The 13,047-nt window shown below is 72.7% G+C and carries 15 protein-coding genes; 3 read left to right on the top strand and 12 right to left on the bottom strand.

The features are described 5' to 3' along the window. Window positions 1–222 precede the first annotated feature (222 nt). The 3 genes from MLV88_RS13180 (at window position 223) to MLV88_RS13170 (ending at window position 1,473) form a co-directional block, all read left to right on the top strand. On the top strand, window positions 223–672 hold the full coding sequence (locus tag MLV88_RS13180; protein WP_243337663.1) for a DUF1440 domain-containing protein: 450 nt from the start codon (window positions 223–225) through the stop codon (window positions 670–672). 82 nt (window positions 673–754) lie between these two features. Then, window positions 755–1,072, top strand: a complete 318-nt coding sequence (locus MLV88_RS13175; RefSeq protein ID WP_242338830.1) for an ArsR/SmtB family transcription factor — start codon at window positions 755–757, stop codon at window positions 1,070–1,072. Then, on the top strand, window positions 1,069–1,473 hold the full coding sequence (locus MLV88_RS13170; RefSeq protein ID WP_243337660.1) for an SRPBCC family protein: 405 nt from the start codon (window positions 1,069–1,071) through the stop codon (window positions 1,471–1,473). The genes MLV88_RS13175 and MLV88_RS13170 overlap by 4 nt, the downstream gene beginning before the upstream one ends. A 58-nt stretch (window positions 1,474–1,531) precedes the next feature. Here MLV88_RS13170 and MLV88_RS13165 read toward each other — a convergent pair whose 3' ends face one another. The 12 genes from MLV88_RS13165 to MLV88_RS13110 all read right to left on the bottom strand — a co-directional run bounded on the left by MLV88_RS13165 (window position 1,532) and on the right by MLV88_RS13110 (window position 12,935). Beyond that, the gene (locus MLV88_RS13165) at window positions 1,532–2,197 is read right to left on the bottom strand and encodes an NrsF family protein (RefSeq protein WP_243337658.1); all 666 of its coding nucleotides are present in this window, start codon (window positions 2,195–2,197) and stop codon (window positions 1,532–1,534) included. Continuing rightward, on the bottom strand, window positions 2,194–2,871 hold the full coding sequence (locus tag MLV88_RS13160) for an RNA polymerase sigma factor (RefSeq protein WP_242338824.1): 678 nt from the start codon (window positions 2,869–2,871) through the stop codon (window positions 2,194–2,196). Before MLV88_RS13160 ends, MLV88_RS13165 begins: the two co-directional genes overlap by 4 nt. Before the next feature lie 263 nt (window positions 2,872–3,134). Continuing rightward, the gene (locus MLV88_RS13155; protein WP_279324277.1) at window positions 3,135–4,178 is read right to left on the bottom strand and encodes a sigma-54 interaction domain-containing protein; all 1,044 of its coding nucleotides are present in this window, start codon (window positions 4,176–4,178) and stop codon (window positions 3,135–3,137) included. Window positions 4,179–4,387: 209 nt separating this feature from the next. Next, window positions 4,388–4,885: a ferritin gene (locus MLV88_RS13150; RefSeq protein ID WP_242361062.1), complete on the bottom strand. Its 498-nt coding sequence runs from the start codon at window positions 4,883–4,885 to the stop codon at window positions 4,388–4,390. A 105-nt stretch (window positions 4,886–4,990) separates the two neighbouring features. Next, complete coding sequence (locus tag MLV88_RS13145) at window positions 4,991–5,503, bottom strand: GNAT family N-acetyltransferase (RefSeq protein WP_242338820.1); 513 nt, start codon at window positions 5,501–5,503, stop codon at window positions 4,991–4,993. A 185-nt stretch (window positions 5,504–5,688) separates the two neighbouring features. Next, window positions 5,689–6,228 (bottom strand): DUF1697 domain-containing protein, encoded by a 540-nt coding sequence (locus tag MLV88_RS13140; RefSeq protein ID WP_243337656.1) that lies wholly within the window; start codon window positions 6,226–6,228, stop codon window positions 5,689–5,691. 203 nt (window positions 6,229–6,431) lie between these two features. Further along, on the bottom strand, window positions 6,432–8,201 hold the full coding sequence (locus MLV88_RS13135; protein WP_242371353.1) for an amidohydrolase family protein: 1,770 nt from the start codon (window positions 8,199–8,201) through the stop codon (window positions 6,432–6,434). A 229-nt stretch (window positions 8,202–8,430) separates the two neighbouring features. After that, the gene (locus tag MLV88_RS13130; RefSeq protein ID WP_242338814.1) at window positions 8,431–8,607 is read right to left on the bottom strand and encodes a hypothetical protein; all 177 of its coding nucleotides are present in this window, start codon (window positions 8,605–8,607) and stop codon (window positions 8,431–8,433) included. A gap of 140 nt (window positions 8,608–8,747) precedes the next feature. After that, complete coding sequence (locus MLV88_RS13125) at window positions 8,748–9,023, bottom strand: hypothetical protein (protein WP_242338812.1); 276 nt, start codon at window positions 9,021–9,023, stop codon at window positions 8,748–8,750. Between the two features lie 240 nt (window positions 9,024–9,263). Continuing rightward, complete coding sequence (gene pyrF, locus MLV88_RS13120) at window positions 9,264–9,947, bottom strand: orotidine-5'-phosphate decarboxylase (RefSeq protein WP_242338810.1); 684 nt, start codon at window positions 9,945–9,947, stop codon at window positions 9,264–9,266. Window positions 9,948–10,084: 137 nt separating this feature from the next. After that, on the bottom strand, window positions 10,085–11,200 hold the full coding sequence (locus MLV88_RS13115) for a DUF4388 domain-containing protein (protein ID WP_242338808.1): 1,116 nt from the start codon (window positions 11,198–11,200) through the stop codon (window positions 10,085–10,087). Window positions 11,201–11,207: 7 nt separating this feature from the next. Then, window positions 11,208–12,935, bottom strand: a complete 1,728-nt coding sequence (locus MLV88_RS13110) for a proline--tRNA ligase (protein WP_242338806.1) — start codon at window positions 12,933–12,935, stop codon at window positions 11,208–11,210. Between the last annotated feature and the right edge of the window lie 112 nt (window positions 12,936–13,047).

Here is a 13,047-nt window from a genome sequence, read left to right as displayed (position 1 = left end):
AGGGACCGCCACGGGAAACGACCCCGGACCTTCGTGAGCCCCCCGCTCCGCGCCGCTCATGCAGGATGGTCCCGCGAGACGCTCGAACATTACGGCGCCACCGCGGGACCTGGCGGGCCCCGGTCGGCGAGCAGCGCCGTAATCTCGAGCCTCGCTCGAGGACGGATCGTCAGGGACGCCGATCGCGGGATTCTCCCGCACGGTCGCCTCGGGGAGGTTTCCATGACTCGACTGAACTGGACGCGCGCCATCGTCGGCGGCCTCGGCGCCACCGCCGCGATGACCGCCCTCATGCTGATGGCCCCGGCCATGGGGCTGCCGCCGATGAACATCGGCGCGATGCTCGGATCGTTCCTGGGCGGGAGCCTCGTCCTGGGCTGGCTCGCGCATTTCGTGATCGGGACGGTGCTCGCAGTGATCTACGCCGCCGGCTTCGTGCACCGCCTGCCGGGCCCCGCGTGGATCCGCGGCGCGGTGTTCGGGCTCGTCCCCTGGATCGTGGCACAGCTCGTGGTGATGCCGATGATGGGCGCGGGGCTGTTCGGCGGCTCGTTCGGTGCCGGATTCGGCAGCCTCATGGGCCACCTCGTCTACGGCGCGGTCCTCGGCGGCGTCTACGGCACGGCGCGGGAGACCCACGCCGTGGGTCACCCCGTGCAGGCGCACGCGTGAGCGGGGAGACGCTTCCGGCCGCCGCGACGTGATGCGTCGGGAGTCGTTGACGCGTCGGGATATTCCGACCTATGTTGCGTCCATGCCGCAGACCGACGTCTTCTCGGCGCTCGCGAACCCCGTCCGCCGGAACATCCTGATGCAGCTCCGGAAGGGCCCCCGCGCCGTGAAGGAGCTCGCGCGCGGCTTCGACGTGGGCCGGCCGGCCATCTCGGAGCACCTCCAGGTGCTCCGCAAGGCCCGGCTCGTCCGCGAGGAGCCGCGCGGCCGCGAGCGGTACTACCACCTCGATCCGCGTCCCCTCTCCGAGGTCGACGCCTGGCTCGAGGCGTTCACGCGCTACTGGGATCGGCGGCTGGCGGCCCTCGGCGAAGTCCTCGACAAAGAGAAGACGAGATGAGCACCCCTGGAATCATCCACCTCGAGCAGCTCTACCCGCATCCGCCGTCTGCGGTCTGGCGCGCGCTCACCGACCCCGAGCTCCACGCGCGGTGGTGGGCCGCCGGCGACGTCCGCCCGGTGGTCGGACACCGCTTCACGCTCGACATGGGGCAGTTCGGGAAGCAGCCGTGCGAGGTGATCGCGGTCGAGCCCGAGCGGCTCTTCAGCTACCGGTTCGCGACGGGCTCACTCGACACGACCATCACGTGGCGGCTCTCCGCCGAGGCGGGGGGCACGCGCCTCTCCCTCACGCACGAGGGGTTCGATCTCGACTCGCCCATGGGCCGCGCAGCGTGGGAAGGAATGAAGGGCGGCTGGCCCGCGGTCCTCGAGCGCCTCGGGTCGGCGCTGGGCGCCTAGCAGGAGCTCGCCACGTCCCCGCGGGGATCCTGCTCGGCGCGCCCGTCGGTCTCGTCGCCTACACCCTGGGCAGGCGGAACAGCCGGACTCCGAAGGCCGAGCCCGCCAGCGCGAGAACCAGGAGGGGCAGGACGTGTCCCAGGAGGACGTGCGACCCCGTCGCCAGCGGGCACCAGAGCTCGACCATCACCGCCGCCCAGGCGCCGGCCACGGACCCGAGGGCGGCGCCGGCCGTCCCGGGGTGCCGCGGCTCCACGCGCCGGCTGGCGTAGGCCAGGGTCGCGAAGGGCCAGGGAGCGGTCAGGGCGGTGAGCGCGAAGCAGCGCCAACCGACGCGGGTGAACGGATCGGCATAGGTGCCGTGCCAGAGCACCAGCCACGCCCCAACCAGCAGCGGCACGCCGATTCCGACGGCCAGCAGCAGTCCGCGCGGCGGCGAGAGCATCGAGCGCCGCGAAGGGAGGACGAGCCACGTGGAGGCGAGGGCCAGGGCGACGGTGCCGGCCAGGATCCAGGCTCCGCTCGAAGCCGGCCGTCCAGCGGCGTGCGCCAGCCCCGCGACCTCGCCGAAGAGGGGCGGGACCCACAGCAACACGCCGGACATGGCCACGGCGGCGAAGGCGGCGAGCCCGATGGTGAACGGGAGCGGATCCGTCCGGCGCGGCACGGGGTGCTGCCGGACCGCCTCCAGGACGCGCATCTTCAGGGACTCGGGGGGCATCATGTCGGCGTTCCTCCCTCGATGTCGCGCGGCGACCGGAGAGCCGGGCGAGTCGTCGACTCCGAGGAGCCATGGAGCCGCCGGGCCTCCTCGCGGAGCGCCGCGGTGGCGCGGTGCGCGCGGATCTTCACCATTCCGCGGGTGATCCCGAGCACCTCGGCCGTCTCTGCCACCGAGAGCCCCTCGAACTTCACGAGCTCGAAGGCCTCGCGCCAGCCTGACGGCAGGGAGGCGAGGTTGCGCCGCGCCTCGGCCGCGACGCGCCTGTGGTGGAGAGCCTCCTCCGGTGACGGGGCCGCCGACGGCTCCTCGGGATCGCGGACGTCGTCAGCCCGCAGCACCTCACGCACCCCGCGGCGGCCGAGGTCGATGAGCAGGCGGCGCGCGATGGCGTAGGCCCAGGGAACGACCGCGGCGCCGCGAGCGAAGCGATGGCGGGCAGCGTGGATCTGGAGGAGCGTCTGCTGCACCGCGTCCTCCGCCGCGCTGCGGCTGCGGGTCCATCGCAGGGCGAAGCGGTGAAGGCGTGGCGCCAGCTCGTCGTAGACGTCGCCGAACGCCGCGTCCTCACCACAGGCATACCGCTCCATGGCGCGGTCGGCGCGCGACGCGCCCGCGGCGCCGACGTCGCTTCTACCGTCCATCATGAGCGCGACCTGTCCCATCACTGCCTGCATGGACGCCTCGTCGCACGCAATACGCACACGGGCTCCCCCGGTTACAGGCGCGACGCGAGGCGGCCCGGGACCCGCCATCCGTTCGGGCTGCGGTAGCAGCAGTAGACGGCACGGTCGGGGACGCGAGCGACCCCGCCGTGCGAACGGACGCCATCAGCGGAATCGAGCCGGCGGCCGACCGGCTGAAATCAGCAGGTCCCGCCCGTAGCGCCGGGCGCTCGACTATGGCCCGGCGTGTACCTCGTCGCCGTGTTGCCTTCCCGTCACGCGGCTTCACCCAGGACCGGGCGACTGATCTCGAGCGCCTTCATCCGCGACTTGAACGTCGACGGGCTCACGTCGAGGAGCGCGGCGGCGCCAGCCACCCCGCCCACCCGCCACCCGGCCCGCTCCAGCGCCGCGATCATGTTCTCCCGCTCGAGCTGGCGCAGGCGCCGCGCCGTGAGAATCTCACCGTCGACGCGCCGGGCCGCGAGCGGTCCCACGGACACCGTCGCGAACGGGAGGGCGGGCGTGGGGAGCACGCGGTCGAGGTGCAGCAACCCGTCCGATGAGGTGATGATCGCGCGCTCGACCGCGTTCCGCAGCTCGCGGACGTTCCCGGGCCACGAGTATCCCCGCAGCGCCGCGGCGTCGGCGGGACCGGGCGGCGCAACCTCCCTGCCGAGACGACGGGCGAGGCTCTCCGCCATGGCCGTGGCGAGCAGCACGACGTCATCGCCGCGCTCGCGCAGCGGCGGGAGCCTGAGCGGGAACACGCTCAGGCGGTAGAACAGGTCCTCGCGGAACTCGCCGCGGCGCACCCCCTGCTGCACGTCACGGTTCGTCGCGGCGATCACGCGCACGTCGACCTTCCGCGTTCGAGATCCACCGACGGGCTCGAACTCACCCTCCTGCAGGACGCGCAGGAGCTTCCCCTGGAGCTCGAGCGGCAGCTCGCCGATCTCGTCGAGGAAGATCGTCCCCCCGTCGGCCAGGGCAAACCGGCCCTCGCGCCGCTGCGTCGCCCCGGTGAACGCCCCGCGCTCGTGCCCGAAGAGCTCACTCTCGATGAGCGTGGCCGGCATCGCCGCGCAGTTCACCTTGACGAGCGGCCGATCCCGGCGGCGACTCCGATCGTGGATCGCCCGCGCGAAGAGCTCCTTCCCGGTGCCGGTCTCGCCCAGGAGGAGCACCGTCGCGTCGGTGGCCGCGACCTGCGCCACGCTCTGCAGCGCGCGCCTCAGCGCGGGGCTCCGCCCCACGATGGCGTCGTTCGCGTCCGTGATCTCCACCCTGGGGTCTGTCTGATCCGTGAAGACTTGCATTCGGTCCTCGCTGAGCGCGTTACGGACCGGGCTCGCTCTGGTTACAGCCCCGCTGCGCGAGGGAAGCGATCGGGCGCCCGCTGCCGCGGCGGGCAGGCGTGAGCACCTCGACGGCGGAGGCCCACGACCTGGTTCGCGAACGCCGCCGGGCGCGTCGACTGCGACGGAGGCGGGCTCACCTTCAGTGCGCCCTCATGTCCCGCGGCCGTTCATGGGGTCCTGCCGCGCTTGCCGTACTCCTTGTCCAGATAGAGCGCAGCGCCGGGCCGGTCGCCGACCATGCGGAGCTTCTCGACGATCTCCTCGGCTCGCGCCTCCTCCTCGACCTGCTCCGAGACGAACCACTGCAGGAAGACCTGCGCGGCGGTGTCCCGCTCCTGGCTCGCGGTGGCGTGGAGCTCGTGCACCAACGCCGAGATCTTCCGCTCGTGCTCGAGGACCTTCTCGAACACGTCGTTCACGGTCGTCCACGCAGGAGGGGGGGCGTCGAGGGCGGCCAGCCGTGCCTCGCCCCCGCGCAGCAGGAGGAAGTCGAGGCTCCTGCGCGCGTGCGACAGCTCCTCGTCGTGCTGGACGCGGAGCCATCTCGCGAACCCCTTCCACGTGTTCGCTTCGCACCAGGCGGACATCGCGAGGTAGAGGTACGCCGAGTACATTTCCGCGTGGACGTGCCGGTTCAAAGCTTCCTGCATCTTCGGGCCGATCATCACGAGCCTCCTCCGCAGAGGAGGTACCCATAACCGCCGCGCGGCGGGAGGACATGCGCGAGAATTCGCTGGCCGGCTGGGCGCGCGCGAAAGGGGTGGGATGCATCACCGCGCGTCTGGATAGACGTACACCCGTACGAGCGTGTCCTTCACCCGCTGGTCGGCGTCGTACGCGTACTTCGCCCCGAGCCGCTCGGCCACGCGCACCGCGGCCGCGTTCCCGGCGAGGATATGGCTCGTGACGCCTCGAGCGCCGACGACCTCGTGCGCGTAGCGCAGCGACCGCGCGGCCACTTCGCTGGCGTAGCCCTTCCCCCACGCGGAGGGGACGAGCGCGTACCCCACCTCGACGTCCGTCCAGGGCTCGAACCGCGTGAGGCCGGCGCGACCGACGAACGCGCCCGTGGCGCGCTCCTCCACGGCCCACGGACCGTAGCCGCGGAGATACCAGTGGCCCATGAAGGCGCACAGGGTGCGGAACGCCGCGGCGCGATCCTGGACCTCGCCGATGTACCGCATGACCGTGGCGTCCGCGTTCATCGCGGCGTGCGCGTCGAGGTCGCCTTCGCGAAACGGCCGCAGGATGAGGCGCTCCGTCGTGAGCGTCGGAATGTCCATGCTTGCACCTCGCCGGCGGGCGGCCGCTGCTCCCCGCTCTCAAATTCATCGCAGACCGCTCGCGGCTTGTCATCATGTCGGCCGCTTCGCACGCCGCCGCCCTCCTGTCGGCGGGGGGGTCGAGACCTTCCACTTTCCACTTGTCCGACGCTCGTTCGGCGCAGGACGAAGGACGGGCCCGCTCGTCAGCGGAAGTTCCTCGCCGGGCCCTTCAGGATCCCCACCACGGCCGTGATGGTGTTCCAGTTCCGCGTCGTCACCGTCGCCCCGAGCAGCCTGTCGAGCTGGCCGAGATAGCCGATCGTCTTCATGTGACGGCGGTAGAGCCCGAAGACGAAGCGTTTCCTCGACGCGATCACGCGCAACGACCACTCGCCGTCCGCCGGAAGAACGAACGGAATCGAGGCCCGGACGCGGCGAGGTTTCGAGAGGATGCTCACGAATCGTACGACGTCGGCGCGTGCCGGCTCGGCTTCGAACGGATTCTCCGTCTCGAAGCGGATGAGCTCGCGCCCGTCGCAGAGGACGACCTCCGCCTCGAAGGGCAGCTTCCGGAGCAGGTCGGCGCGGAACCTGGCGCGGGATCCGGGCTTGCGAACGACGAACGTGCCCGCCGCGCCCACGTTCACGACGTCGTACTTGCTCAGCGCTCTCGCGAGGAGGCTCGGGCGGAACGTCCTGTAGCCGCCGACATTGACCCCTCGAAGGAAGACGACCAGCGCCATCGAAAGGTCATAAAGAGAGGGGTCAGGACCTTCCACTTTCCACTTGTCGAAGGCTCATCCGGCAGCGAGATGACGGGGTCGTCCCGCTCCGCGCCCGCATCTGACCTGTGGGTCGCTCGCTCCGGGGACGATCTCGAGTTCTTCCTGGCGAATGGTGCGCGGCGCTCTCTGGCGGAGGCGCAGCGATCACCTGCGGGGCGAGGTCAGGGCAGCATGACCTTGCGGATGAGCCCGCCCTCGACCTCGTAACGCACCCACCCCACGTCCCACGGATCGGGCTTGTCGGGGGCGCGACCCGTGATGATCTCGTGGTCGAGGACGATCCGGTCTGCCTCGGTCTTCCGCTCCACGACGCGAGCCCTGTTCTGCGGGTGCTTCGCGAAGAGGTCGCGGTAGCGCTCGCGCAGCGACGCCTTGCCCGCCGAGAGCGTCCTGCCTTCGGCGGCGCTCTCCACGGCCGCGTCGTCCGCATAGGTCGCGAGGAACGCCTCGAGGTCCTGGGCGTTGTACGCGTCGAGCTGCATCTGCACGACCTCCACGGCCGTGCGCGGGAGGATCTCGTCGGGGCGGAGGGCACGCCCGTCCTTCACGACCAGCGCGATGCGGCTCGTGTTGCGGATGTCGGCGAGCGGGCTCGCCTCGAGCACGACGAGGTCGGCGAGCTTGCCGGGCTCGATGGCGCCGAGGTCCGCGAACCGGCTCACGACGCGCGAGGCGCTCCCCGTGCAGGCCGCGAGCGCCTCCGCCGGCGTGAGCCCTGCCTGGACGAGCAGCTCGAGCTCCCGGTGGATCGCCGGACCGTGGAACGTCCCGGGGTTCCCGGCGTCGCTGCCCGCGACGACCAGGACACCGGCGTCGCGCTCGCGCCGGATGTTCTCGAGCTGGTACGGCCCGAACGGCCCGCGCTCACGGGCGCGCGCCACGAGGTCGGGGGGAAGCTCGACGGGGTCGAGGAGTGTCGCGACGATGAACGGATCGGCGATCTCCACCTCGGCGCGTGAGAGGCGAGGCGCGCGCGTGAGGAACTCGTAGTATCCCTCGCCGACGACGGCGGTCGTCACCCACGGCACGCGTCGGTCGCGCGCGAGCGCCAGGATCGCGTCGTCGAGCGGCGCGTCGCGTACGCCGTGCACGAGGACGTCGGCGCCGGCGAGGAGCGCCAGGCGCGCCGTCTCCAGCTCGGTCGCGTGGACCGCGACGCGCGCACCCGCCGCGTGGGCCTCGTCGATGGCCGCCTGCGCGACGGCGCGCCACGTTTCGGGCGTGGCGCCCTTCGGCACGAGCCACCACAGCTTCACGAGGTCCGGCTGACGTCGGAGCTGCGCCCGGACCGCGCGTCGTGCGCCATCCGGATCCGTCACCTGGACCATTGGCGGATCGTCCAGCGCGAGCTGGGGGCGTGCGACGCTCGACAGGAGCGGGCCGGCGACCGCCACGCGCGGGGCAAGCGGCGACCTCGCGGCGCGCTCGCGTACCTCGAAGTTCCACTCCGGCCCCCCCATGTCCACGACCGCCGTCACGCCGCTCCGCAGGTACCGGCGGAACACATCGTCGATCTTCGCCCGGATCGCGGCCCGCTCCTGCGCGTACGGCATCCGGGCCGTGAGGTCGACGCCGTCGGGCCGTGTGTAGATGCTGCCCGACTGGAAGAAGTGGACGTGCGCGTCGATGAGGCCAGGGATGACCCACCGATCAGGCCCGCCGACCACCTCGGCGTGCGGGGGCGCCGCCACGTCCGATGCCGAACCGACGCGCACGATCCGGTTCCCCTCGATCACGACGACGCCGTCGTCGATCGCCGTCCCGTCGGGGAGGATGACGTGGCCGCGCACGACCAGCGCGTGATCGCGTCCCGGCGCGGCCGACTCCGTGGCCTTCGCGCCGGCCCCGGCCGACGGCCGGGCCGAGCGACAGGCGGCGAGCGCGAGGAGCGCGAGGAGGAGGAGTCTGCGCCGGGCCCGAACGAAGCGCATGCCGCATTCCTTACGGGGCGACCGGACGCGCGCAACGACGGTGGGGTTCCGCCGATCGGCGGACACGGAACCGGCGCCGACGACCTCGTCGGCGCGCTGATCTCCTGGGTTGCCGGCTCGCCGCGCGAGGTCGAGCACGTGCGCGCGCGTCCTCACGGACAGGCGCTTCGACGCTTCCGCCTCACCCTCCGGATTACGCGGCTCCCTCGGAGTGTACGGGCGATGCCGTCTACCCGAGCGCCTTCTTGATCTTCGCGACGTCGGACGCCGCGTAGTAGTTGCACGGCCCCTTCTTCGCGGCCGGCTTCAGCTTCAGCGCCACGATGGCGTTCTTGACCTTCGCGTCGGAGACCTTCAGCTGGACGGCGATCTTGGAGGCGGTGAGCAGCTCGGGCGCGGTGGGCATGCGCGAATCATACACGCGGCTCGGGCGCAGGCGATGCCGACGGGGGGTCGAGACCTCCGCCGCCATCGCACGAGCAACGGCTTCCGACTCACCTGAGCAATGGGCCGGCTTCCCGAGCCGAAACGGCGCGTCAGGGAGCCCTAAGACGGCGAGTGCACCGCGGTCGCGGCGGAGGTCTCGCCCGGCGCCCACTCGCCGGCGGTTCGGCCCCGCTCCCCATCGAGCGCCGCGGTCCGGAGCTTCATCATCAGCGGGATGGTCGTCAGGGCTCCGACCGCGAGGAGCGCCCAGCCCGCGCCCTCGCGCACGCCTCCTCTGAGCCTCCTGGACAGGAGAAGCCCGATCCCGGCGCCCAGCACGACGCGCGTTCCAGCGATCAAGATCATGTCCGGTACCGAGACGATCCTCTGCCTCATGGCGTCCTCCCTCTGCCCATCTTCGTGCGCTCGCCCGTGCGCGGGGACGCGTTCGCAGATGTTGCGGGCGCGCCGCCGTACGCCGGGACGCCGAGCCGTTGCCTGCCTCGCGGGCATGGCCGCGCACGAGTCACGTCGTCAAACCTAGTCCGCTGAGCTCGGTTCCGCCCCGAGTTACGCCGCGGCGTCGGAACGTTGACCTGGGAGATCGGTCCGCCGTCGGCCACGGCTCGAACCGCGCTAGAGCGTCCCCGCGATCGCCCGCGCCGCCGCGGCCGGATCGCCGCCCTCGCGCAGCGGGCGCCCGATGACGAGCACGTCCGCGCCGGCGCGCACGGCCTCCGCGGGCGTCGCGACGCGAGCCTGATCGCCCCTCGCCGCGCCCGCGGGACGGACGCCGGGGATGACGAGGAGCGGGCCAGGCCCGACGGCGGCGCGCACCGCGGCCACCTCGTGCGGCGAGCAGACGAGGCCGCCCGCGCCCGCGCCCACCGCGAGCTTCGCGAGCCGCACCACCGCGTCCTCGGGCGGGCCGGCGAGGCCGATGGCGGCGAGCGCCGCCGCGTCGAGGCTCGTGAGCACGGTCACTGCGAGCACGCGCACGCCCGGGCCGGCGCCGCGCACCGCGGCGCGGACCATCTCGGCGCCGCCGGAGGCGTGCACGGTGAGGAGCGACGCGCCGCTCGCCGCCGCGGAGCGCGCGGCGCCCTCGACGGTGTTCGGGATGTCGTGGAGCTTCAGGTCGAGGAACACCGGCTTCCCGAGCGCCGCCGCGGCGCGCACGACCGGCGGGCCCTCGGCGACGAACAGCTCGAGGCCGACCTTGAGCATGCCGACCTCCGGCGCGACCGCGCGTGCGAACGGCTCGGCGGCGGACCAGGACGGGAAGTCGACGGCGGCGCAGATGCGATCCTTCGGCTGCATGCTGTTGGCTCCTCCCTGTGCGAACGTTCCCGACGGCTCCTCGAGCCGTGCCCACTCGTGGCTCGAGCGGCGTGCAGTCCGCTCGCCGAGCGCCCGCCGAGGGACGAGCGGCGAGGGCCCACCCCTCCGAACCGGCGCTACCCCTTCCCCACCTGCATCCGCCCCACCTCGCGCAAGAGCGCCTCGGCCCGCTCGCGCGGCAGCCGGCTCTTCGCCTCGAACAGCGCGAACGCGAGCAGCTCGTCGAGCGCCTCGAGCGCGCGCGCCCGCGCCGCCGCGCCGCGGAACGCGCCGGCGGCGCTCACGTTGCCGAGCACCTGGCCGACGTCCACGCCGCCGTCCTCGGCGACGCGCACGCCCTCGAACGGCGCGCGGCGCTTCTCGGGGAGCTGCTCGAGGTAGCCGTTGAGCCGGGCGGTGGCGTCGGGCGTGGCCGCGACGAGCGCGGCGTGCACGCGCAGGAAGATGCGCCGGTACGTCTCGAAGGGACCGCTCGCGCGCGCGGGCGCGGCGGGCTCGGGAGGCGCGATCTCGATCGTGACCTCCGGCTCGCCCGGCCCGGGCGTCGTGGCCGCGCGCGCCGCCTCGACCTCCTCGAGCCGCTTCATGCCGGCGAGGAGGAGCTCGCGCGTGCGCTCCGGGAGCTTCACCGCGGTGGCGTCGTCCACCGGGCCCTCCAGGAAGGCGAACTCGCCGGTCGTCTCCACGAACGCGCCGAGGACGATCTCGCGGACCTGGCGCGTCACGCCCTCGTAGAGCTGCCCCGCGCCGAGCGCGCCCTCGTCCACGAGCACCTGCCCGAGCGGGCGCCCGCCGCGCGCGAGCCGCGCGCAGCGCTCGAGCTCCTCGTCCGGGACGAGCCCTTCGCGCCTGAGCACCGCGCCGAGGCGATCGGCGGGATCGCTCGACGACGCGAACACCACCTGCCCGTCGCGGAAGTAGATGCTCTTGCGGCGCAGCCGGTCGGGGGCGTCGGGGGCGGCGCGCGACGCGTCCTCGCCGAACGCGAGGAGGAGCACGCCCGTCTTGAGCGAGGTGAACACGAACTGGATCACCTCGGGCACGGTGAGCGCGCCGAGCGAGCCCGCGAACCAGGCGCGCGGCGCGTCCGCGCGGGCCGGCACGAGCAGCGCGAACGCCCCGCGCGCGGAGACGAGGTCCACCTCCCCGCCGCCGCCGAGCCCGAGCGCCTCCGCCTCGCGCGGAGGCACGAGGACCTCGCCTTCGCGCCCGACCGTGAGCCGCGCGCGCATGACCGGCCTAGCCCCCGGCCCGCACGCGCTCCACGGCGCGGCGCGCCACCTCGCCCACGGGCACGAGCTCCACGGCCTTGTCGCCGCGGAGCTTCCACTCGACCTTGCCCTCGGCGAGGCCCTTCTTGCCCACCGCGATCCGGAGCGGGATGCCGACGAGGTCGGCGTCCTTGAACTTCACGCCGGCGCGCTCCTCGCGGTCGTCGTGGAGCACCTCGAGGCCCGCGTCCGAGAGCGCCTTCACGATCTCGTCCGCGGCCTGCTTCAGCTCCGGCTCCGGCCCGAGGGTGAGCACCGTCGCCTGGAAGGGCGCGATGGAGAGCGGCCAGCGGATGCCGTTCTCGTCGTGGTGCAGCTCGATCGCCGCGGCCATGATCCGCTCCACGCCGATGCCGTAGCTGCCCATCACGATGGGCACCGCCTTGCCGTCCGCGTCGAGCACGGTCGCCTTCATCGACTCGGAGTACTTGGTGCCGAGCTTGAAGATGTGGCCGATCTCGAGCGCCTTGAACACGTCGAGCGTGCCGTCGCAGCGGGGACAGCCCTCGCCCGCGCGCACCGTGCGGAGCTCCGCGAGCTTCGCGTGCGGGCCGGTCAGCACGTCGCGGCGCACGTCCACGCCGCGCAGGTGGAAGCCGTCCTCGTTCGCGCCGGTGACCATGTCCCTGCGGTCGGCGAGCGAGGGATCCACGAACACGTGGACCTTCGAGAAGCCGACCGCGCCGAGCGAGCCGGCGCGGGCGCCCATGAGCGGCGGGATCTCCTCGGCGTGCGCCGGGCGGAGCACCTGCGCGCCGGTGGCGGTCTGGAGCTTCGCCTCGTTGAGCTCCTGGTCGCCGCGCACCACCGCCACGACGAGCTTCTCGTCGCCGACGTACACGAGCGTCTTGAGCTGGCGGGTCGCCGCCACGCCGTACGGCGGCGCCGCGAGCGACTCGATCGTCACCACGCCCGGCGTCGCGAACTTCTCCGGCTTCGGGAGCCCGGCGCCGTCCTGCTCGGCCGGGAGGCGCGAGGTGGCGGTCTCGGTGTTGGCCGCGTAGCGGCACTTGGGGCAGGCGGCGACGAGGTCCTCGCCGGCCTCGGTGCGGACCATGAACTCGGAGGACTCGCTGCCGCCCATCGCGCCGGAGTGCGCCTGCACCGCCACGAAGTCGAGGCCGCAGCGGGTGAAGATCCGCTCGTACGCGCGCCGCTGGTCCTCGTAGCTCTTGTCGAGCCCGGCGCGGTCCACGTCGAACGAGTAGGCATCCTTCATGGTGAACTGGCGGACGCGGAGCAGCCCGGACTTCGGGCGCGGCTCGTCACGGAACTTGGTCTGGATCTGGTACCAGACCTGCGGGAGCTGGCGGTACGAGCGCAGCTCGTCGCGGGCGATGGCGGTGAAGATCTCCTCGTGCGTCATGCCGAGGCAGTAGTCGCCGCCCTTCCGGTCCTTGAGCCGGAACATGTTGTCGCCCATGACCTCCCAGCGGCCCGACTCCTTCCAGATCTCGGCGGGGTGGAGCGCCGGCAGGAAGAACTCCTGGCCGCCGATCGCGTCCATCTCCTCGCGGACGATGGCCTCGATCTTGGTGAGCGTGCGCTTCGCGAGCGGGAGGTAGTCGTAGATGCCGGCCCCGAGCTGGCGGATGAAGCCGGCGCGGACGAGGAGCTTGTGGCTCGCCACCTGGGCGTCGGCGGGCGCTTCCTTCAGGGTGGGGACGAACGCCTGGCTGAGTCTGACGACGGGCATGGTCCGGGGGTTATACACCGCTCGGCGCTGGCCTCGCAGCGCCTCGCGGCCATCACCGGGCGGCATGATCACGGGGCGCGCGCGGCCGGCTTGGCGTGGGGCGCAGCCCCCG

The sequence above is a fragment of the Anaeromyxobacter soli genome (assembly GCF_022808855.1).
GTDB classification, from domain to species: domain Bacteria; phylum Myxococcota; class Myxococcia; order Myxococcales; family Anaeromyxobacteraceae; genus Anaeromyxobacter; species Anaeromyxobacter soli.
The sequence above is the reverse complement of the archived record's forward strand: the minus strand, read 5'-3'. Positions and strand labels throughout refer to the sequence as shown.